At 52.7% G+C, this 20,163-nt stretch carries 16 protein-coding genes; 7 read left to right on the forward strand and 9 right to left on the reverse strand.

What is annotated here, in order from left to right; translation table 11 throughout:
* Window positions 1-59 precede the first annotated feature (59 nt).
* Window positions 60-1,358: a 23S rRNA (uracil(1939)-C(5))-methyltransferase RlmD gene (gene rlmD / locus OGY68_RS15165; protein ID WP_286617163.1), complete on the reverse strand. Its 1,299-nt coding sequence runs from the start codon at window positions 1,356-1,358 to the stop codon at window positions 60-62.
* Between the two features lie 57 nt (window positions 1,359-1,415).
* Between rlmD and barA the strand changes: the two genes are divergently transcribed.
* Entirely contained in the window at window positions 1,416-4,172 is a 2,757-nt protein-coding gene (barA, locus tag OGY68_RS15170; RefSeq protein ID WP_048215651.1) for a two-component sensor histidine kinase BarA, read from the forward strand.
* A 297-nt stretch (window positions 4,173-4,469) separates the two neighbouring features.
* Here the strand turns inward: barA and OGY68_RS15175 are convergent, their stop codons facing one another.
* From OGY68_RS15175 to syd, 8 genes are all read right to left on the reverse strand, one after another.
* On the reverse strand, window positions 4,470-5,612 hold the full coding sequence (locus OGY68_RS15175; RefSeq protein WP_057068334.1) for a glycerate kinase: 1,143 nt from the start codon (window positions 5,610-5,612) through the stop codon (window positions 4,470-4,472).
* Between the two features lie 82 nt (window positions 5,613-5,694).
* Entirely contained in the window at window positions 5,695-7,035 is a 1,341-nt protein-coding gene (gene gudD / locus OGY68_RS15180; protein ID WP_008785687.1) for a glucarate dehydratase, read from the reverse strand.
* 20 nt (window positions 7,036-7,055) lie between these two features.
* Window positions 7,056-8,396, reverse strand: a complete 1,341-nt coding sequence (locus OGY68_RS15185; protein ID WP_057068331.1) for an enolase C-terminal domain-like protein — start codon at window positions 8,394-8,396, stop codon at window positions 7,056-7,058.
* A gap of 2 nt (window positions 8,397-8,398) precedes the next feature.
* A complete protein-coding gene (gene gudP / locus OGY68_RS15190) occupies window positions 8,399-9,751 on the reverse strand; it encodes a galactarate/glucarate/glycerate transporter GudP (RefSeq protein WP_048215647.1) in 1,353 nt (450 codons plus the stop codon).
* Between the two features lie 343 nt (window positions 9,752-10,094).
* Window positions 10,095-10,544: a flavodoxin gene (locus OGY68_RS15195; RefSeq protein WP_003825676.1), complete on the reverse strand. Its 450-nt coding sequence runs from the start codon at window positions 10,542-10,544 to the stop codon at window positions 10,095-10,097.
* A 19-nt stretch (window positions 10,545-10,563) separates the two neighbouring features.
* Entirely contained in the window at window positions 10,564-11,346 is a 783-nt protein-coding gene (truC, locus tag OGY68_RS15200; protein ID WP_003825671.1) for a tRNA pseudouridine(65) synthase TruC, read from the reverse strand.
* Entirely contained in the window at window positions 11,346-11,675 is a 330-nt protein-coding gene (locus OGY68_RS15205) for a YqcC family protein (RefSeq protein ID WP_003825670.1), read from the reverse strand. The genes truC and OGY68_RS15205 overlap by 1 nt, the downstream gene beginning before the upstream one ends.
* 632 nt (window positions 11,676-12,307) lie before the next feature.
* Window positions 12,308-12,853, reverse strand: coding sequence for a SecY-interacting protein (syd, locus tag OGY68_RS15210; RefSeq protein WP_032944836.1), 546 nt, complete (start codon window positions 12,851-12,853; stop codon window positions 12,308-12,310).
* Between the two features lie 68 nt (window positions 12,854-12,921).
* Here syd and queF point away from each other — a divergent pair, with 68 nt between their 5' ends.
* The 6 genes from queF to tnpA all read left to right on the forward strand — a co-directional run bounded on the left by queF (window position 12,922) and on the right by tnpA (window position 20,054).
* Complete coding sequence (queF, locus tag OGY68_RS15215; RefSeq protein WP_003825665.1) at window positions 12,922-13,770, forward strand: NADPH-dependent 7-cyano-7-deazaguanine reductase QueF; 849 nt, start codon at window positions 12,922-12,924, stop codon at window positions 13,768-13,770.
* A 113-nt stretch (window positions 13,771-13,883) separates the two neighbouring features.
* The gene (ppnN, locus tag OGY68_RS15220) at window positions 13,884-15,248 is read left to right on the forward strand and encodes a nucleotide 5'-monophosphate nucleosidase PpnN (protein WP_003034076.1); all 1,365 of its coding nucleotides are present in this window, start codon (window positions 13,884-13,886) and stop codon (window positions 15,246-15,248) included.
* A gap of 561 nt (window positions 15,249-15,809) precedes the next feature.
* Window positions 15,810-17,099, forward strand: a complete 1,290-nt coding sequence (locus OGY68_RS15225; RefSeq protein ID WP_003034073.1) for an HAAAP family serine/threonine permease — start codon at window positions 15,810-15,812, stop codon at window positions 17,097-17,099.
* A 53-nt stretch (window positions 17,100-17,152) separates the two neighbouring features.
* Window positions 17,153-18,520, forward strand: a complete 1,368-nt coding sequence (locus OGY68_RS15230) for an L-serine ammonia-lyase (RefSeq protein ID WP_003034070.1) — start codon at window positions 17,153-17,155, stop codon at window positions 18,518-18,520.
* A gap of 169 nt (window positions 18,521-18,689) precedes the next feature.
* On the forward strand, window positions 18,690-19,445 hold the full coding sequence (gene xni, locus OGY68_RS15235; RefSeq protein WP_048236687.1) for a flap endonuclease Xni: 756 nt from the start codon (window positions 18,690-18,692) through the stop codon (window positions 19,443-19,445).
* Between the two features lie 150 nt (window positions 19,446-19,595).
* Window positions 19,596-20,054, forward strand: a complete 459-nt coding sequence (tnpA, locus tag OGY68_RS15240) for an IS200/IS605 family transposase (RefSeq protein WP_057069660.1) — start codon at window positions 19,596-19,598, stop codon at window positions 20,052-20,054.
* Window positions 20,055-20,163: the final 109 nt, after the last annotated feature.

The raw sequence follows: 20,163 nt of genomic DNA on the forward strand, positions 1-20,163 counted from the left end.
CCCTACCCATTGTCTTTCATGCTGCATTACAACCCGAAATCCAATGGGTACAAAATTCATTACAAACGCTCAAACAGGACCATTGATTCCAGGTGTCCAGTGTGCGGAAACATATCGAGCATCGCCAGTCGCCGTATGGCGTATCCAGCGTTGAGCAAAGCATCGCTGTCACGAGCCAGCGTTGCTGGGTTACAGGATACATAAACAACGCGTATAGGTTCTAATTTTATAATATGTTGCATCACACCTGCAGCCCCCGCACGCGCAGGATCGAGCAATACTTTGTCGAATCCGTTTTTCGCCCACGGCTGTCGGGTAACATCTTCCTCAAGGTTTTCATGAAAGAATGTCACATTGTGTAATCCGTTATTCAGCGCGTTTTCTCGGCCTTTTTCCACCAACGCAGGAACACCTTCTACGCCAACCACGCTTGCTGCCCGAGTTGCCAGCGGTAGGGTAAAATTTCCCATGCCACAGAACAGATCGAGTACACGATCTTCAGGTTGCACATCAAGCCATTCCAGCGCACGGGCGACCATTTGTTGGTTTACCCCTTCATTGACCTGAATAAAATCGCGCGGGCTGAAGGTTAACCGTAGTCCATTTGAATCATACCAGGGCGATTCTTCTGATATTGATTCCAGTATCTCGCTTTGCGGGGCCAGAAACAAAGACAGCCCCTGAGAATGCGAAAAGCATTCCAGTTTTTCTTTATCCGCAGCACTCAATGGCGCCGTGTGGCGCAAAATCATCAGGGTTCCAATTCCCGCCTGCACCAGTTCGACATGGCCAAGATGGCGTAACCCTTGCAGACTTTCCAGACACGCTCTGAGATGGGGCAATAACGCCTCAAGCTGGGGCACCAAAATAGGGCATTGTTTGACATCGATAATGTCGCTGGAACCGGATTTGCGAAACCCCATCTGCAATTTTTGTTCTTTTGGCCGATAGTTCAGACTCAAACGTGCGCGACGACGATAGCCCCACGGTGCATCAGCTATAACATCCGACACCTCACATTTCATTAAACGCGACAACGCTACGCTTTTGCTACGCTGCTGCAATGAGATGCTGGCATGCTGCTGCTGGCAACCGCCGCACACGCCAAAATGCGGGCAACGTGGCACTTCACGCTGTGGGCTGTCGTTTAAACGTCGTTTTACTTGCGCGCGGGCAAACTGTTTTTTATCTTCGGTAATCACCACCTCGGCGCTTTCCTGGGGTAGCAATTCCGGTATAAACAACGCCTTTCCGTTATGGCGAGCGACGCCCTGACCGAAAGGATCAAGGTCATTGACGGTAACGGTTATGATCTGACGCGTCGTCACGCGTCGTTTTGCAGAGTAGAATTGCGCCATCGACGAGATATTTCTCTATTTAACAGTGTGACCCTAATTGTCCCATAACGGAACTCCATGACCAACTACAGCCTGCGCGCACGCATGATGATTCTGATCCTGGCCCCGACCGTCCTGATAGGTTTGTTGCTCAGTATCTTTTTTGTTGTGCATCGCTATAACGACTTGCAGCGTCAACTGGAAGATGCTGGTGCCAGCATCATTGAACCACTCGCGGTCTCCAGCGAATATGGCATGAACCTGCAAAACAGGGAATCCATTGGCCAGCTTATCAGCGTGCTGCATCGTCGCCATTCCGATATCGTGCGGGCAATTTCTGTTTATGACGAAAATAACCGACTGTTCGTCACCTCAAATTTTCATCTCGATCCGTCTGAAATGCAGTTGGCGACAGGTTCACCGTTTCCCCGGAAGCTGAGCGTCACCCGGCACGGGGATATCATGATCCTGCGAACCCCTATTATATCGGAAAGCTATTCACCGGATGAATCCGCCGTAAGCGACGCCAAAAACACCAAAAATATGCTGGGGTATGTGGCGCTTGAGCTGGACCTTAAGTCCGTACGATTGCAGCAGTACAAAGAGATCTTTATCTCCAGCGTAATGATGCTGTTTTGTATTGGTATTGCGTTAATTTTCGGCTGGCGTCTGATGCGCGACGTGACCGGCCCGATTCGCAATATGGTGAATACCGTTGACCGAATACGTAGAGGACAGCTCGACAGCCGCGTGGAAGGTTTCATGCTGGGCGAGCTGGATATGCTTAAAAATGGCATCAACTCGATGGCTATGTCTCTCGCTGCTTACCATGAAGAGATGCAGCACAACATCGATCAGGCCACCTCTGACCTGCGCGAAACGCTGGAGCAGATGGAAATCCAGAACGTCGAACTGGATCTGGCGAAGAAACGCGCCCAGGAAGCGGCACGTATTAAGTCTGAGTTTCTGGCAAACATGTCCCACGAGCTGCGAACACCGCTGAATGGCGTGATTGGCTTCACCCGTCTGACGCTAAAAACCGAGCTCAACACCACACAGCGCGATCACCTGAATACCATTGAACGCTCGGCTAACAATCTGCTGGCCATCATCAATGATGTACTCGACTTCTCCAAACTTGAGGCGGGCAAGCTGATTCTGGAAAGCATTCCGTTCCCGCTGCGCAGCACGCTGGATGACGTCGTTACGCTGTTAGCGCATTCATCCCATGATAAAGGGCTTGAGCTGACGCTGAATATTAAGAATGACGTACCGGACAACGTCATCGGTGACCCGCTGCGTTTACAGCAGGTGATCACCAATCTGGTCGGCAACGCCATCAAATTTACCGAAGGCGGCAACATCGACATTCTGGTCGAGAAGCGAGCCCTTAGTAACACGAAAGTGCAAATTGAAGTACAAATCCGCGATACCGGGATCGGTATTCCTGAGCGCGATCAATCCCGCCTGTTCCAGGCTTTCCGTCAGGCGGATGCCAGTATTTCCCGGCGTCATGGCGGAACCGGGCTAGGTCTGGTCATTACGCAAAAACTGGTCAACGAAATGGGTGGGGATATCTCCTTCCACAGCCAACCTAATCGGGGTTCCACGTTCTGGTTCCATATCAGCCTCGATCTCAACCCTAACGTGCTTATTGATCGTTCGACAACCCGATGCCTTGCCGGTAAACGACTGGCCTACGTCGAACCTAACGCCACCGCCGCACAATGCACGTTAGATATCTTGAGTGAAACACCGCTGGAGGTGATTTACAGCCCTTCGTTCTCCGGGTTGCCAGCGGAGCACTACGACATTCTGTTGCTGGGCATTCCGGTCACTTTGCGCGAACCACTCACCATGCAGCATGAGCGGCTGGCGAGCGCAGCAGCGATGACCGACTTCCTGTTGCTAGCCTTGCCTTGTCATGCACAAATTAACGCGGAGAAATTGAAACAGGGCGGCGCGGCGGCGTGTCTGTTGAAACCTCTCACCTCAACCCGTTTACTGCCTGCGCTGACAGAGTATTGTCAGCTAAACCACAGCGCGGATCCGCTGCTGTTAGATGAAAGCAAAATTGCGATGACCGTCATGGCGGTAGACGACAACCCGGCGAACCTCAAGCTGATTGGCGCATTGCTGGAAGATAAGGTACAGCACGTCGTGCTGTGTGACAGCGGGCATCAGGCGGTGGATCGCGCCAGACAAATGCCGTTTGACCTGATCCTGATGGATATTCAGATGCCAGACATGGACGGTATTCGTGCCTGCGAACTGATCCACCAGCTTCCTCATCAACAGCAGACACCGGTCATTGCGGTCACCGCACACGCCATGGCCGGGCAGAAAGAGAAGCTGCTCAGCGCCGGGATGAACGATTACCTGGCGAAGCCTATCGAGGAAGATAAGCTGCATAATCTGCTGTTACGTTACAAACCGGGCGCAAGCACATCGCTGCGGGCACTCACCGCAGAACCTCTTGAGCCGGTCGTCAATCCGAACACGACGCTCGACTGGCAACTGGCATTAAGGCAAGCCGCGGGTAAGAACGATTTGGCGCGGGATATGCTGCAAATGCTGATCGATTTTCTGCCTGAGGTGCGTAACAAAATCGAAGAGCAACTGGTCGGAGAGAACCCCGAAGGGCTAGTGGATATGATTCACAAGCTGCACGGCAGTTGCGGTTATAGTGGTGTCCCCCGCATGAAAAACCTGTGTCAGCTCATTGAACAACAGCTACGCAGTGGAACCAAAGAAGAAGAGCTGGAGCCTGAGTTTTTAGAGCTTCTGGATGAAATGGACAACGTTGCACGCGAAGCGAAACGGATATTGGGGTGATATTCGCCGGATGCGGCGTAAACGCCTTATCCGGCCTACAGGTTTCACTGTTTACCGTAGAGCCGATAAGCGTCGCGCATCGGGCACATCGCCGGATGCGGCGTAAACGCCTTATCCGGCCTACAGGTTTCGCTGTTTACCGTAGAGCCGATAAGCGTCGTGCATCGGGCACATCGCCGGATGCGGCGTAAACGCCTTATCCAGCCTACAGGCTTCGCTGTTTACCGTAGGCCCGATAAGCGTCGCGCATCGGGCACATCGCCAAATCCGGCGTAAACGCCTTATACGACCTACAACTCAGCGTAATTGCTGCCCTGCTTTAAGCGTTGCGGCTACGTTTCGCGCCGTCATTCGTACGTTGTCGCTCGCGTTCTTCAGCGCCTCATCCAGGGTACAAATGGAGTAGATGACGCTGAAAACCGCATCCAGCCCATGCTCGTGTACGACCCCCACATCGGCCGTCAGGCTACCTGCGATACCGATAACCGGCTTGTTGTAACGCTTTGCGACCTTCGCCACGCCAACCGGAACCTTACCGTGAATGGTCTGACTATCAATGCGCCCTTCACCTGTGACCACTAAATCCGCATCCGCAACGCAGGCATCAAGGTGTAACGCATCGGTCACTATCTCAATACCGCAGCGTAACTGTGCGCCGCAAAACGCATACAGTGCCGCCCCCATACCACCCGCCGCACCACCACCGGCCAGATCCAGCACGTTGACGTCCAGATCGCGGGCAATGAGTTGCGCATAGTGCGTGAGCGCCCGATCCAGGCGGGTAATCATCTCCGGCGTCGCCCCTTTTTGCGGACCAAAAACCGCAGATGCGCCCTCTTTTCCAGTCAACGGGTTGGTCACATCGCAAGCCACTTCTATAAGGCACCCGGCAAGACGGCTGTCTAACTGAGAAATATCAATCTGGGACAGAGATTCCAGACCGATTCCGCCTTGCGCAATTTCGTTATTTTGCGCATCCAGCAGTTTTGCTCCCAGCGCTTGCACCATCCCGGCACCGCCATCATTGGTGGCGCTACCGCCAATCCCAATGATGATATGCTCAACGCCAGCGTCCAGCGCATGACGGATTAACTCCCCGGTTCCCCAGGATGTCGTTTTCAGCGGATCGCGTAACCCCACAGGAACCTGTTCCAGTCCGCTGGCGGCCGCCATTTCGATAAACGCCGAGCGCTCATCACCAGATAAACCATAAAATGCCTGAATTGTGTTGCCCAAAGGGCCGGTAACATCAACATGCACAAGGTGACCTTGCGTTGCGGCAACCATCGCTTCGACCGTTCCTTCACCGCCATCTGCAACCGGAATCTTCACGTAATCCGCATCGGGCCAGATCTCACGAAACCCCAGCTCTATAGCCGTTGCCACCTCAAGCGCACTCAAACTTTCCTTATAGGAATCGGGTGCGATTACTATTTTCATAAAGCATCCTTACGCATGTTGATTATGTTAAGCATACACCAGGAGCAAAACCGCTCACTCTATAGGAGCGGTCCTGGATCACTTAGCGAACCATGCACGGACGCTTATTATCAAACGTCCAGTTCGGGATAAGATACTGCATACCCATCGCATCATCACGCGCACCCAGTCCATGTTGCTGGTACAGCTCATGCGCTTTCATGACCTGATCCATATCCAGCTCCACGCCCAGACCCGGTTTTGCCGGAACCTGCACCATGCCGCCTTTGATTTCAAACGGCTCTTTGGTCAAGCGCTGGTTGCCTTCCTGCCAGATCCAGTGGGTGTCGATAGCGGTAATTTTTCCTGGAGCCGCCGCCGCAACATGCGTAAACATCGCCAGCGAAATATCAAAGTGGTTGTTAGAGTGCGATCCCCAGGTCAGCCCGAACTCATGGCACATCTGCGCCACACGGACAGAACCCTGCATAGTCCAGAAGTGCGGGTCCGCCAGTGGGATATCCACAGACTGCAACGACAGCGTATGCCCCATCTGACGCCAGTCGGTGGCGATCATGTTGGTGGCGGTCGGCAGACCGGTGGCGCGGCGGAACTCCGCCATCACTTCACGACCAGAGAAGCCCTGCTCGGCACCGCACGGATCTTCCGCATAGGCCAGAGAACCCTTCAGATATTTGCCGATCTTAATCGCTTCATTTAGCGACCACGCGCCGTTCGGATCCAGCGTGACGCGGGCCTGCGGAAAGCGTTTCGCTAGCGCGACAATAGATTCCGCTTCTTCTTCCCCGGCCAGTACGCCGCCTTTCAGTTTAAAGTCGTTGAAACCATACTTCTCATACGCGGCTTCCGCCAGGCGCACTACCGCATCCGGGGTCATCGCTTCTTCATGACGCAGACGATACCAGTCGCATTTATCATCCGGCTGACTCTGGTACGGCAGCGGCGTTGCCTTACGGTTACCCACGAAGAACAGATAACCCAACATTTCAACTTCGCTACGCTGCTGGCCATCCCCCAGCAAAGAGGCGACGTTTACGCCCAGATGCTGACCTAACAGATCCAACATGGCCGCTTCGATCCCTGTAACCACATGAATAGTGGTACGTAAATCGAAGGTCTGCAAACCGCGACCGCCCGCATCACGATCGGCAAAAGTATTGCGTACTGCATTCAGCACGTTTTTGTATTCACCTAACGTTTTACCTACCACCAACGGGATCGCATCTTCCAGCGTTTTGCGGATTTTTTCGCCGCCGGGAATTTCACCCACGCCGGTATGACCGGAGTTATCTTTAATAATCACAATATTGCGCGTGAAGAACGGAGCATGTGCGCCGCTCAGGTTCATCAACATGCTGTCATGACCCGCAACCGGAATAACCTGCATAGAGGTAACCAATGGGGTAGAAAATTGTGCGCTCATAATTAAGTCCTTATTCAAAATTAGTGGCGGCCGAAAACGGGACGTTTACGGTCAAAAGTCCATCCGGGGATCAGATACTGCATTGGGCCTGCGTCATTACGCGCGCCACCGGGCAGCGCCTTATAGGCTTCATGTGCTTTCTGTACCTGATCCCAGTCCAGTTCCACGCCCAGACCGGGCGCATCGGGTACCGCAATTTTTCCGTTTTTAATCTCCAGCGGATTTTTGGTCAGGCGGCAATCGCCCTCCTGCCAGATCCAGTGGGTATCAATAGCCGTTGGATTACCCGGTGCAGCCGCACCAACGTGGGTAAACATCGCCAGCGAAATATCAAAATGATTGTTAGAATGGCAGCCCCAGGTCAGGCCCCAGTCGTCGCATAACTGTGCCACGCGTACCGCGCCAGAAAGGGTCCAGAAGTGCGGATCGGCCAGCGGAATATCAACTGAATTCAGCATCACCGCATGGCCCATTTCACGCCAGTTGGTGGCTATCATGTTCGTTGCTACCGGCAGGCCGGTTGCACGGCGGAACTCGGCCATCACTTCGCGGCCAGAAAAACCCTGTTCGGCACCGCACGGATCTTCGGCGTAGGTCAGAACATCGTTCAGCCCTTTACACAGGGAGATGGCTTCATCCAGCAGCCAGGCACCGTTGGGATCAACCGTAATACGCGCATCCGGGAAGCATTTTTTCAGCGCACGAGCGGTGTCGATTTCCTGCTCGCCAGGCAGTACACCGCCCTTGAGTTTGAAATCTTTAAAGCCGTAGCGATCCTGCGAAGCCTGAGCCAGACGTACCACAGCCTCACTGTTCATCGCTTGCTGATGACGCAGGTGATACCACTCATGGTTTCCCGACGTGCTTTCCAGATACGGTAAATCGGTCTTTGTGCGATCGCCCACGTAGAACAGATAACCGAGTACGGTGACCGCATCGCGCTGCTTGCCCGGCCCTAACAGTTCACAAACCGGCACGTTCAGCGCCTTACCCAGCAGGTCGAGCAATGCGGCCTCCAGCGCCGCTACCGCATTGACCCGTAGTTCAAAGGTCCAGGCGCCTTTGCCAAAGGTGTCAAAATCAGCGGCCTGGTTGCCCTTATGCACCTGCTGCACCACCTTATTCAGGCGCGCCACTTCCTGGCCCAGCACCTGCGGAATCGCATCCACCAGCGTCTGATAAATCACTTCGCCACCTGGCGCTTCACCGATACCGGTGTTTCCGGCATTATCGGTGAGCACCACGATATTACGAGTAAAGTATGCGTTATGCGCGCCGCCAATATTGAGCAGCATGCTGTCATGACCGGCCACCGGGATGACCTTCATATCGGTAATAACGGGACTCGATTGTGTTGTCATCATCATTGTCCTGCGACAGGTTTCAGTTCGATACGTTTAATATCGCCCACCAGCACCAGATAGCTCACCACCGCAATCAGCGCATGTACCCCGACGTAAATCAACGCGCCGTTAAACGAGCCGGTAGTCCCGACGATGTAGCCGATAGCAATTGGCGTGACAATGCCGGAGATGTTGCCAAACATGTTGAACAAACCGCCGCTCAGACCGCTGATCTCTTTAGGTGCGGTATCAGCCATCACCGCCCATCCCAGCGCACCGATACCTTTGCCGAAGAAGGCCAGCGCCATAAAGCCGATGATCATCCACTCCACATTGACGTAGTTACAGAACACCATCACCATCGACAGCAGCATACCGAGTACGATTGGCGTTTTACGGGCGATATTCAGCGAACCGGTACGGCGCATCAGCCAGTCGGAAATAATGCCGCCGAGCACGCCGCCGGCGAATCCGCAAATGGCCGGAACCGAAGCAACAAAGCCAGCTTTCAAAATCGACATACCGCGAGCCTGCACCAGATAAACCGGGAACCAGGTGATAAAGAAGTAGGTCAGCGCGTTAATGCAGTATTGGCCGATGTAAATCCCGATCATCATCCGTGAACCCAGCAGCTGTTTGATTTGCCCCCACTTCACGCTAAACGGCACTTTGGTTTTGGCTGCCGCCTGATCCATGTTGATCAGCGCCCCACCTTCGGCAATGTACTCCAGCTCTTTTTGGTTTACGCCCGGGTGCTGGTTCGGTTCATGAATCACCTTCAGCCAGACGAAGCTGATAACAATCCCAAGACCGCCCATAAAGAAGAATACGTGCGACCAACCCACTTCGTGGGTCAGCCAACCCATGATTGGCGCGAAGATAACGGTGGCAAAGTATTGCGCAGAGTTAAAGATAGCGACCGCCGTGCCCCTTTCCTGTGCCGGGAACCACGCCGCCACAATACGACTGTTGCCGGGGAAGGAGGGCGCTTCAGCTAAACCGACGAGGAAACGCAGGGTAAACAGCGCAACGATAATGCCGAAGCCACTGAAGATATCGACAAAACCCTGCAACAGGGTAAACATAGACCAAATAAAGATGGACCAGAAATAAACGCGTTTTGAACCAAAGCGGTCGAGCAACCAGCCGCCGGGGATCTGGCCGATAACATAGGCCCATGAGAAAGCGGAGAATACATACCCCATCCCTACCGCATCCAGACCAATGTCTTTGGCCATCTCCGAACCGGCAATGGATAAGGTGGCGCGATCGCCGTAGTTGAAGGATGTGACGATAAACAGCATCACCACTATCCAGTAGCGAGCGTTAGTGCGTTTTTCCGCGCTGCTCGCCGCCTGACTTAATGAACTCATTGTTGCACTCCTGAATCCTGGCTTTCGCCAGTTCATTCTGTACAGCACCTGTAGGGTGATCAGAATGAGAGGTTAGTGTGTGGCAGTGTTGGTACAGCTCAGGGCCGTTTTATTCTGACTCGCTGCCATTCCGGGAACTGACGGGAAAAGTATATGAAGGAGTGCCACTGACCCTCACCGTGCATGAACACAACATTAGGGAGGCAGTGAGAAGTTGTTTGGGGCATAAGCCCAAAGTAGTGGAAGTTAGTTCACGTAATTGGGGTTTTATTGCCGGGTGGCGGCTTCGCCTGCCCCGGCTTGCGGTTCAAATGGGGGGTGCATGCCCGTACGAGCGAGGGAGTTATTTAAGCAAGGTTCCCCAGTTTTCTACCCAGGGATTGGATTCGCTTTCCGGTTCAGGATGCTCGCTGGCATCAATCAGCAGCATTTCTCCTACACGGTGGGCGCTTTGTTCCTGCAACAGCGCATCGAACTGCTTGCCGCCATTGCAGAAATTAACGTAGCTACTGTCGCCCAGCCCAATTACCCCGTAATGCAGATTTGGCTGGAAACCGAGATTATCTTTGATCCCCTGAAACAGCGGCACGATGCTATCCGGCAGATCGCCCTGCCCGGTCGTGGAAGTCACCACCAGTACATATTTATCCTGATATGCCTGCCAGTCGCTAAGCTCCGGATCTTCGAACACCGTAGCTTTATGACCCTGCGCCGTCAAAATAGCTTCGGCCTCTTCGGCAACCAGCAGCGCGTTTCCGTACATCGTGCCGACAAAAATTCCAATTTCCGCCATAACCGTAATCTCCTGGGACTTAAGAATCTATCTGCTCATCCTGACCTGACAGCCCGCTGAACTCAACCCTTTCATTCTCAGGGAGAAGTCCACGCCAGCCAAACTGTGATAACGCCTGCATCCAGACGTCATCCAATCCGGCGCGAATAACCAGCGGTTCACCGGTGAAAGGATGGGTCAGCGCAAGCTGGCTGGCATGCAGCATCAATCGCTGGCAACCGAAATGCTCTGCGGCGCTGCGGTTTTGCCGCAAATCACCGTGCTTGCTGTCGCCGATAATCGGATGGCGCAAGTGCGCCAGATGGCGTCTGAGCTGGTGCTTGCGACCGGTTTTAGGATCCAGCTCCACCAGCCCGTAACGGGTAGTCGGATAACGCCCGGTCGCTACCGGCATTTCTACCGTTGCCAGGCCGCGATAATGGGTGACAGCAGGCTGCGGGCCTTTATCATCGCGGGCAAACTTATCGGCAATCTTATCCAGCTCTTCGACCAGCGGGTAATCCAGCACGGCATCATCCATCAGCCAGCCACGCACAATCGCATGATAGCGTTTCTGAATTTGATGATGTTCAAACTGCTGGGACAGCAAACGCCCGGCTTCGCTGGACAGTCCCATCAGCAGCACGCCGGAGGTTGGTCTGTCGAGTCGATGGGCGGTAAATACGTGCTGACCAATTTGGTCGCGCACCGTTTGCATCACCACCACTTTCTCATCCCGGTCGAGCCAACTGCGGTGAACCAACCAGCCCGAAGGTTTATTGACGGCGACCAGCCATTCGTCCTGATAAAGAATTTCCAGCATCAGGCGTTATCACTTGTAAACAGCGCATCCAGCTCCTGCAATGCCGCCAGAAGAATGTCGCGTTGCGGGTGATCGGCTGCCAGCGCCATTTCGTAATACGGTGCGACGGCAAAAGCCTGCGGAAGCGGCTGCGCGTTATCAATCAACGTATGCATGCGGGGAATCAACACCCACTGCAGCCACTCGACCGGTTCCATGGTATCCATACAAAAAGGCTGCGTACTGGTAAACAGATGCTCTGCTGGCTCATCCATCCGCCAGTGATGATGTTCACGCAGTAGCGCTTCAAGTGCGTGTAACTGCTGGCGCACACGGTCATGAGTCGTCATGAAATTAACCTCAATGATGAAAAAATCTGGCGCGAAGAATAGCACTAGTGAAGGGAAATAAAAAAAGGGAGCACTGTAAAAACAGTGCTCCCGGTTCGTTTCGCAGCATTCCAGCTACTTTTAGTGCTCCCTGCTCATCCTTGACAACTTTTCCTGTGGTCTTGCGACCGTGTTCATCCTGAACTTTTGCATCCTGCTCACATCACCCCGATGTGAAAACTTCATCCTGAAGTATCCTGGCCATCCAGACCCGCCGAACATCCTGACCGGCTCTCATTCTCCATCCTGGAGGTGTCCTTTAACGCATCCAGCGTCTTCCTCTTTGCTTCGTCCTGAAGCCTGTCCTTGCAACACCGTCCTGGTGTGTCCTGGCGAAGAGCCATCATCCTGATGTTCTCTTCGTTGTGCGACTCCTTGTCGACAGATATAGAATCGCCTGTTTCGCTTTGTCTTACAAGATGCTTACAGGCTTACCCTTACGATTATTTTCGTATGAAAGTTGACAATAAAACACTAACCAATTGAATAATAATAAATTATTATTTTATCAATTCATTAAGTCTTTACTTATCACCTGGCAATGTCCTACAGGGTTTGTAAGAGATCTCTCACAAGATTCAGGGCAAACTGGATTACAGAACTGGCTTAAGTTGAGTGAGGAATTCCGCAAGTGAGGCCGCCAGCACCGTTCGTTTACGGGTTCCCAGCGTTTCTTTGCACACTTCACCGGACAGATTGCACACCGAAATGACGTCAAGCTCATTATCTTGTGTGGCAATAAAAAGCGTAGGTGATAGCTTGAGGCGCTTTTGCGTTACCAGATGACCAATCAGGTTTTCCTGAACGCGCCTGAAGTCATCTTCACTCCAGGTTTGCAGCAGCGTGAGCTTTTCATCCGCAAACTGCGCGTGCATATCACCAGCAAACTGGGTGGTGTAAAAAGCGTGAACGGCAGGTTGTACCACAATATCAAAGGCCCGTTCAACCGCATTGAGGTTATTTTCGCCGACAAAAGGTTGAGGCTGCCAAAATACCGCATCGTCTGTGGAAGAAATGATACACGGAGAAGGTACGCCATACAGCTCTTCGCTGAGCGGCCAACTGTTGTTTTTTTCATGCCATGCGTCGCAATAACGCGTCGTAAAGGCTATCAACGCCTGCGCTGTCAATTCGTCCACTGATTTCTCTCTTCACAAAAGCCAGGATACACTTGTCGCATAGTGTATCTGGTTTATGACGGTGAAACATGTCCTCTTATGAAAATCATCAGGCGCTTAACGGCCTGACACTCGGTAAATCAACGGATTACCGAGACAATTACGATGCAAGTCTGTTGCAGGGCGTTCCGCGCAGCCTGAATCGCGACCCGCTGGATTTAAAGGCCGATAACTTGCCTTTTCACGGTGCGGATATCTGGACGCTATATGAACTGTCGTGGCTGAATGCCAACGGCTTACCGCAGGTTGCGGTCGGTCATGTGGAGCTGGATTACACCAGCGTAAATCTGATTGAATCGAAAAGCTTTAAGCTGTACCTGAACAGTTTTAACCAGACGCGTTTTGATTCCTGGGACGCGGTACGCCAGACGCTGGAAAACGATCTGCGCGCCTGCGCTCAGGGCGATGTCAGCGTGGCGCTGTACCGCCTTGACGAACTGGAAGGGCAGCCGATAGCCCACTTTAATGGGACCTGTATCGACAATCAGGATATCGTCATCGACAACTATCAGTTCAGCACTGCGTATCTGGAAAATGCCGTGAGCGGTGAAAAGGCAGTCGAAGAGACGCTGGTCAGCCATCTACTGAAATCCAACTGTCTGATCACCCACCAGCCCGACTGGGGCTCCATACAAATTCAGTATCGTGGACGGAAAATCGACAGAGAGAAGCTGCTGCGTTATCTGGTCTCCTTCCGCCACCATAATGAATTTCATGAGCAGTGCGTGGAACGTATTTTCAATGACATTCTGCGCTTCTGCCAGCCAGAGAAACTGAGCGTCTATGCACGCTACACGCGACGTGGCGGCCTGGACATTAACCCATGGCGCACCAACACCGATTTCACTCCGGCAACCGGTCGTCTGGTACGTCAGTAATCTTTTTTCTCAAATTTGCGTGCCGGATTCCGCGCACAAGGTTGTGAAAGGTCATAAGCCAGGGCTATTGTAATCAATAGGGAATGACGTGTTGCGTCCCATAAGGAGTTTACTTGATTACACATATTAGCCCGCTTGGCTCAATGGACATGTTGTCGCAGCTGGAAGTCGATATGCTTAAACGCACGGCCAGCAGCGACCTGTATCAACTGTTTCGTAACTGTTCGCTTGCCGTTCTGAACTCCGGCAGTTTGACCGACAACAGTAAAGAACTGCTGTCCCGCTTTGAAAGTTTCGATATTAACGTACTGCGCCGCGAACGGGGCGTGAAGCTGGAACTGATCAACCCACCTGAAGATGCGTTTGTTGATGGACGCATTATTCGTGCGCTACAGGCTAACCTGTTTGCCGTGCTGCGCGACATTCTGTTCGTCAATGGCCAGATCCATAACGCCGGTCGTTTTCAGCATCTGGATCTCGAAAGCTCGGTGCATATTACCAACCTCGTATTCTCGATCCTGCGTAATGCCCGGGCGCTGCACGTCGGTGAAGCGCCGAACATGGTCGTCTGCTGGGGCGGCCACTCAATCAACGAAAATGAGTACCTGTATGCCCGTCGCGTCGGCACCCAACTGGGCCTGCGCGAACTGAACATCTGTACCGGCTGCGGTCCGGGGGCGATGGAAGCGCCAATGAAAGGCGCCGCGGTCGGCCACGCCCAGCAGCGATACAAAGACAGCCGCTTTATTGGCATGACCGAACCGTCAATCATCGCCGCTGAACCGCCTAACCCACTGGTAAACGAACTGATCATCATGCCGGACATTGAAAAACGTCTGGAAGCGTTCGTGCGTATCGCTCACGGTATTATCATCTTCCCGGGTGGCGTAGGGACAGCAGAAGAGCTGCTGTATCTGCTGGGGATCCTGATGAATCCGGCCAACAAAGATCAGGTTCTACCGCTGATCCTGACCGGACCAAAAGAGAGTGCGGATTACTTCCGCGTGCTGGACGAATTTATCGTGCACACGCTAGGGGAAGATGCACGTCGCCACTATCGCATTATCATTGACGATGCGGCAGAAGTGGCGCGTCTGATGAAAAAAGCGATGCCGCTGGTGAAAGAAAACCGTCGCGACACAGGAGATGCTTACAGCTTTAACTGGTCGATTCGTATCGCGCCCGATCTGCAGATGCCGTTCGAGCCGTCCCATGAAAACATGGCCAACCTGAAGCTGTACCCGGATCAACCCGTTGAAGTATTGGCCGCCGATTTACGTCGTGCATTCTCCGGTATTGTGGCAGGTAACGTGAAGGAAGTCGGGATCCGCGCTATTGAAGAGTTTGGCCCGTACAAAATCCACGGTGACCGCGAAATGATGCGCCGCATGGACGATCTCCTGCAGGGCTTTGTTGCACAACATCGTATGAAGTTACCGGGCACTGCGTATATCCCTTGTTACGAGATCTGCGCCTAACCTTCAACACCCGCTAGCAGCGCTAGAGCGGTGACAGTTTTGTCCATATCAAAGCCGGGTTTGGCGCACTTGCCTCCCGGCTTTTTTTAGTGATACCAGTCACATAGCTCCGACAATCATATAAATACCAGTGATGATTCATAAAAAACAGCGCGCTACGCAAACGATTACCTTGAAAAACCAACCGTGATTTATCTTAGAAAATTATTATTAGTCGCCGAAATCATCTAAAAACAACAGTTTTTACAGCTGAACACGCCTATCTTCGCGCCTTCGCTTTCATGAGATATGTCGTTAATGTTAGCCTTCGCGCCCGTAAATTCGCTTTGACTATTTTTTAACAGATTAATGGCCCAAATTTATCCACATAAAAGGTGGATTATTGCATTTGGGATCCCGATCACTGATACATTCATTACTAAAATGTATCTTTCCGCCCGAAAATTATTACGGCGAAAAATTATATAAAAAATCGCTCAACGAATTTCGATTTACAGTCGGGTACTTTCTCATTGGATTGACCCCAAACCCGACTTTTTAAGCTTCCTCCAGGAGAAATAGATGGAAAACACTCAAACCAGCACTATCGTTACGGGCCAGACCCGCAGCGCATGGCGCAAAACAGACACCATGTGGATGCTGGGCCTTTACGGCACGGCGATTGGGGCGGGTGTATTGTTCCTGCCGATTAACGCAGGCGTAGGCGGTATGATCCCGCTGATCATCATGGCGATCCTTGCCTTCCCAATGACCTTCTTTGCACACCGCGGCCTGACTCGCTTTGTGCTGTCCGGTAAAAATCCGGGTGAAGACATCACCGAAGTTGTAGAAGAACACTTTGGTGTTGGTGCAGGTAAACTGATTACCCTGCTCTACTTCTTCGCTATCTACCCGATTCTGTTGGTTTACAGCGTAGCAATCACCAACACGGTTGAAAGCTTCCTGACCCACCAGCTGGCGATTACGCCGCCGCCGCGCGCAATCCTGTCACTGATCCTGATTGTCGGCATGATGACCATCGTGCGCTTCGGTGAGCAGATGATCGTTAAGGCGATGAGCATCCTGGTATTCCCGTTCGTTGCGGCTCTGATGCTACTGGCGCTGTACCTGATCCCTCAGTGGAGCGGTGCGATTCTGGAAACCATGTCTTTTGACTCTGCAGCAACCACCGGCAACGGCCTGCTGTTGACCCTGTGGCTGGCAATTCCGGTAATGGTGTTCTCCTTCAACCACTCCCCGATCATCTCCTCCTTCGCCGTGGCGAAGCGTGAAGAGTACGGTGATGAAGCAGAGAAAAAATGCTCCAAGATTCTGGCATTCGCTCACATCATGATGGTACTGACCGTTATGTTCTTCGTCTTCAGCTGCGTGTTCAGCCTGACTCCGGCAGACCTGGCAGCAGCGAAAGAGCAGAACATCTCGATTCTGTCTTACCTGGCGAACCACTTTAACGCGCCGATTATTGCCTGGATGGCACCGATCATCGCGATTATCGCTATCACCAAATCCTTCCTGGGCCACTACCTGGGCGCACGTGAAGGCTTCAATGGTATGGTGATTAAGTCTCTGCGTGGCAAAGGCAAATCCATCGAAATCAACAAACTGAACAAAATCACTGCGCTGTTCATGCTGGTAACCACCTGGATTGTGGCGACGCTGAACCCAAGCATCCTCGGCATGATTGAGACCCTGGGTGGCCCAATCATCGCGATGATTCTGTTCCTGATGCCGATGTATGCCATTCAGAAAGTACCGGCAATGCGTAAGTACAGCGGCCATATCAGCAACGTCTTCGTTGTGATTATGGGCCTGATCGCTATCTCCGCTATTTTCTACTCTCTGTTCAGTTAATTCCCCTGCGCCGCTCCTCGGGGCGGCGCACCTCGATACACAATGGACGCCTCATGATTAGCGTATTCGATATTTTCAAAATCGGCATTGGCCCTTCCAGCTCCCACACTGTTGGCCCGATGAAAGCAGGCAAACAATTCACGGATGACCTGATTGCACGCGGAATTCTCACTGACGTAACCCGCGTAGTGGTTGATGTCTATGGCTCTTTATCTCTGACGGGGAAAGGTCACCATACCGACATCGCGATAATTATGGGCCTGGCGGGTAATCTACCGGATACCGTAGACATTGATGCCATTCCGTCCTTTATCCAGGATGTGAATACTCATGGGCGTTTGCTGCTGGCAGATGGTCAACATGAGGTCGAGTTCCCGGTCGACAAGTGCATGAATTTCCATGCGGACAATCTGTCCCTGCACGAAAACGGGATGCGCATTACCGCACTGGCGGGCGAAAAGGCCATTTACAGCCAGACTTACTATTCCATTGGCGGTGGGTTCATCGTTGATGAAGAACATTTTGGTTTACCGAACAACTCTCCGGTAAACGTGCCATATCCGTATAAATCCGCAGCTGATTTGCAACGTCATTGCCAGGAAACCGGCCTGTCGCTTTCCGGTCTGATGATGCAAAACGAACTGGCGCTGCACAGCAAAGAAGAGCTGGAACAGCACTTTGCTAACGTCTGGGAAGTGATGCGTAGCGGGATTGAACGCGGCATCACCACCGAAGGTGTATTGCCGGGCAAACTGCGCGTTCCGCGTCGTGCTGCTGCGCTGCGTCGCATGCTGGTCAGCAGCGACAAAACCACCACCGACCCGATGGCGGTTGTTGACTGGATCAACATGTTCGCGCTGGCCGTGAACGAAGAAAACGCAGCCGGTGGACGCGTGGTGACTGCACCAACCAACGGTGCATGCGGGATTGTTCCTGCCGTACTGGCTTATTACGACAAGTTTATCCGTGAAGTGAACGCTAACTCGCTGGCACGCTACATGCTGGTCGCGAGCGCCATTGGTTCACTGTACAAGATGAACGCCTCTATCTCTGGTGCCGAAGTCGGCTGTCAGGGTGAAGTTGGCGTCGCCTGCTCCATGGCAGCGGCTGGTCTGGCTGAACTGCTGGGCGGTAGCCCAATGCAGGTATGCATCGCGGCAGAAATCGGTATGGAACACAACCTGGGTCTGACCTGCGACCCGGTTGCCGGCCAGGTTCAGGTACCGTGCATTGAGCGTAATGCCATTGCTTCGGTTAAAGCGGTGAACGCTGCACGTATGGCGCTGCGCCGTACCAGTGAACCACGCGTGTGCCTCGATAAAGTTATCGAGACCATGTACGAAACCGGTAAAGACATGAACGCCAAATACCGAGAAACCTCTCGTGGTGGTCTGGCGATGAAGATTGTCACCTGCGATTAATTCTCAGCACATTTTCGTATCTGTAGGCCGGATAAGGCGCTCGCCGCATCCGGCTTTTATTGCCTGATGGCGCTTCGCTTATCAGGCTTACGGATAGCGCTCTTTCGCAATGCTCGTCTCCACTCGTCGTGAATGTTACCCTACAGACTAATTTGTTAGGGAGAACACCGTGGCCGTCCACCTGCTCATTGTTGATGCACTGAATCTCATCCGCCGTATTCACGCCGTACAGGGCTCCCCCTGCGTGGAGGCATGTCAGCACGCGCTCGATCAGCTGATTGTGCACAGTCAGCCCACGCACGCCGTGGCGGTATTTGATGACGAAGCGCGTAACAGCGGCTGGCGTCACCAACGGTTACCTGACTACAAAGCCGGTCGCCCGCCGATGCCTGACGATTTACACCAGGAAATGCCCGCCTTACGCGCCGCTTTTGAACAGCGCGGCGTCTGCTGCTGGGTATCCAGCGGGAATGAAGCCGATGATTTAGCCGCCACTCTGGCGGTGAAAGTTAGCCAGGCGGGACACCAGGCGACTATCGTCTCAACCGATAAAGGCTACTGTCAGCTACTCTCCCCGACGCTGCGTATTCGTGATTATTTCCAGAAACGCTGGCTGGATGCGCCGTTTATCGAGAAAGAGTTTGGCGTACTGCCGCAACTGCTGCCTGATTACTGGGGACTGGCCGGGATCAGCAGTTCTAAAATACCGGGGGTTGCCGGTATTGGTCCTAAAAGTGCCACACAACTGCTGGCACAGTTTCCAACGCTGGAAGCGCTGTATGAACATCTGGATGACGTACCGGAGAAATGGCGTAAGAAACTCGAAGAACATCGGGAGATGGCGTTTTTGTGCCGCGATATCGCGCGGCTGCAAACAGACTTACATATCGACGGAAACTTACAACAGCTACGGCTGGCGCGGTAGCCTTATTGTGCACAGAAAACCCCCAGCTAGGCTGGGGGTTCCGGAAAGCTTTCAGCTTTGGGCCAGTTATTAAAACCCCTTTTGATTTGTTAAAACACCTTGCGGTCTGGCAACTGCAAGGGTTAAACAAGAAATCAAAAGGGGGTCCCAATGGGGGACGAAAAGAGCTTAGCGCACACCCGATGGAACTGTAAATATCACATAGTTTTTGCGCCCAAATACCGAAGACAAGCATTCTACGGGGAGAAACGTAGGGCGATAGGCAGCATCTTAAGAAAGCTGTGTGAGTGGAAAAACGTGCGGATCCTGGAAGCGGAATGCTGTGCAGATCATATCCATATGCTTGTGGAAATCCCGCCCAAAATGAGCGTATCCGGTTTTATGGGTTATCTGAAAGGTAAAAGCAGTCTGATGTTGTATGAGCAGTTTGGTGATATGAAGTTTAAATACAGGAACAGGGAGTTCTGGTGTCGTGGGTATTACGTAGATACGGTGGGTAAGAACACAGCAAGGATACAGGAATACATAAAGCACCAGCTTGCAGAGGATAAAATGGGCGAGCAGTTATCGATCCCTTATCCGGGTAGCCCGTTTACGGGCCGTAAGTAACGAAGTCTGATGCAAATGTCAGATCGTATGCGCCTGTTAGGGCGCGGCTGGTAACAGAGCCTTATAGGCGCATCAGAAAAACCTCCGGCTATGCCGGAGGATATTTATT

Source organism: Citrobacter sp. Cpo065 (genome assembly GCF_030332805.1).
Taxonomy (GTDB): domain Bacteria; phylum Pseudomonadota; class Gammaproteobacteria; order Enterobacterales; family Enterobacteriaceae; genus Citrobacter; species Citrobacter portucalensis.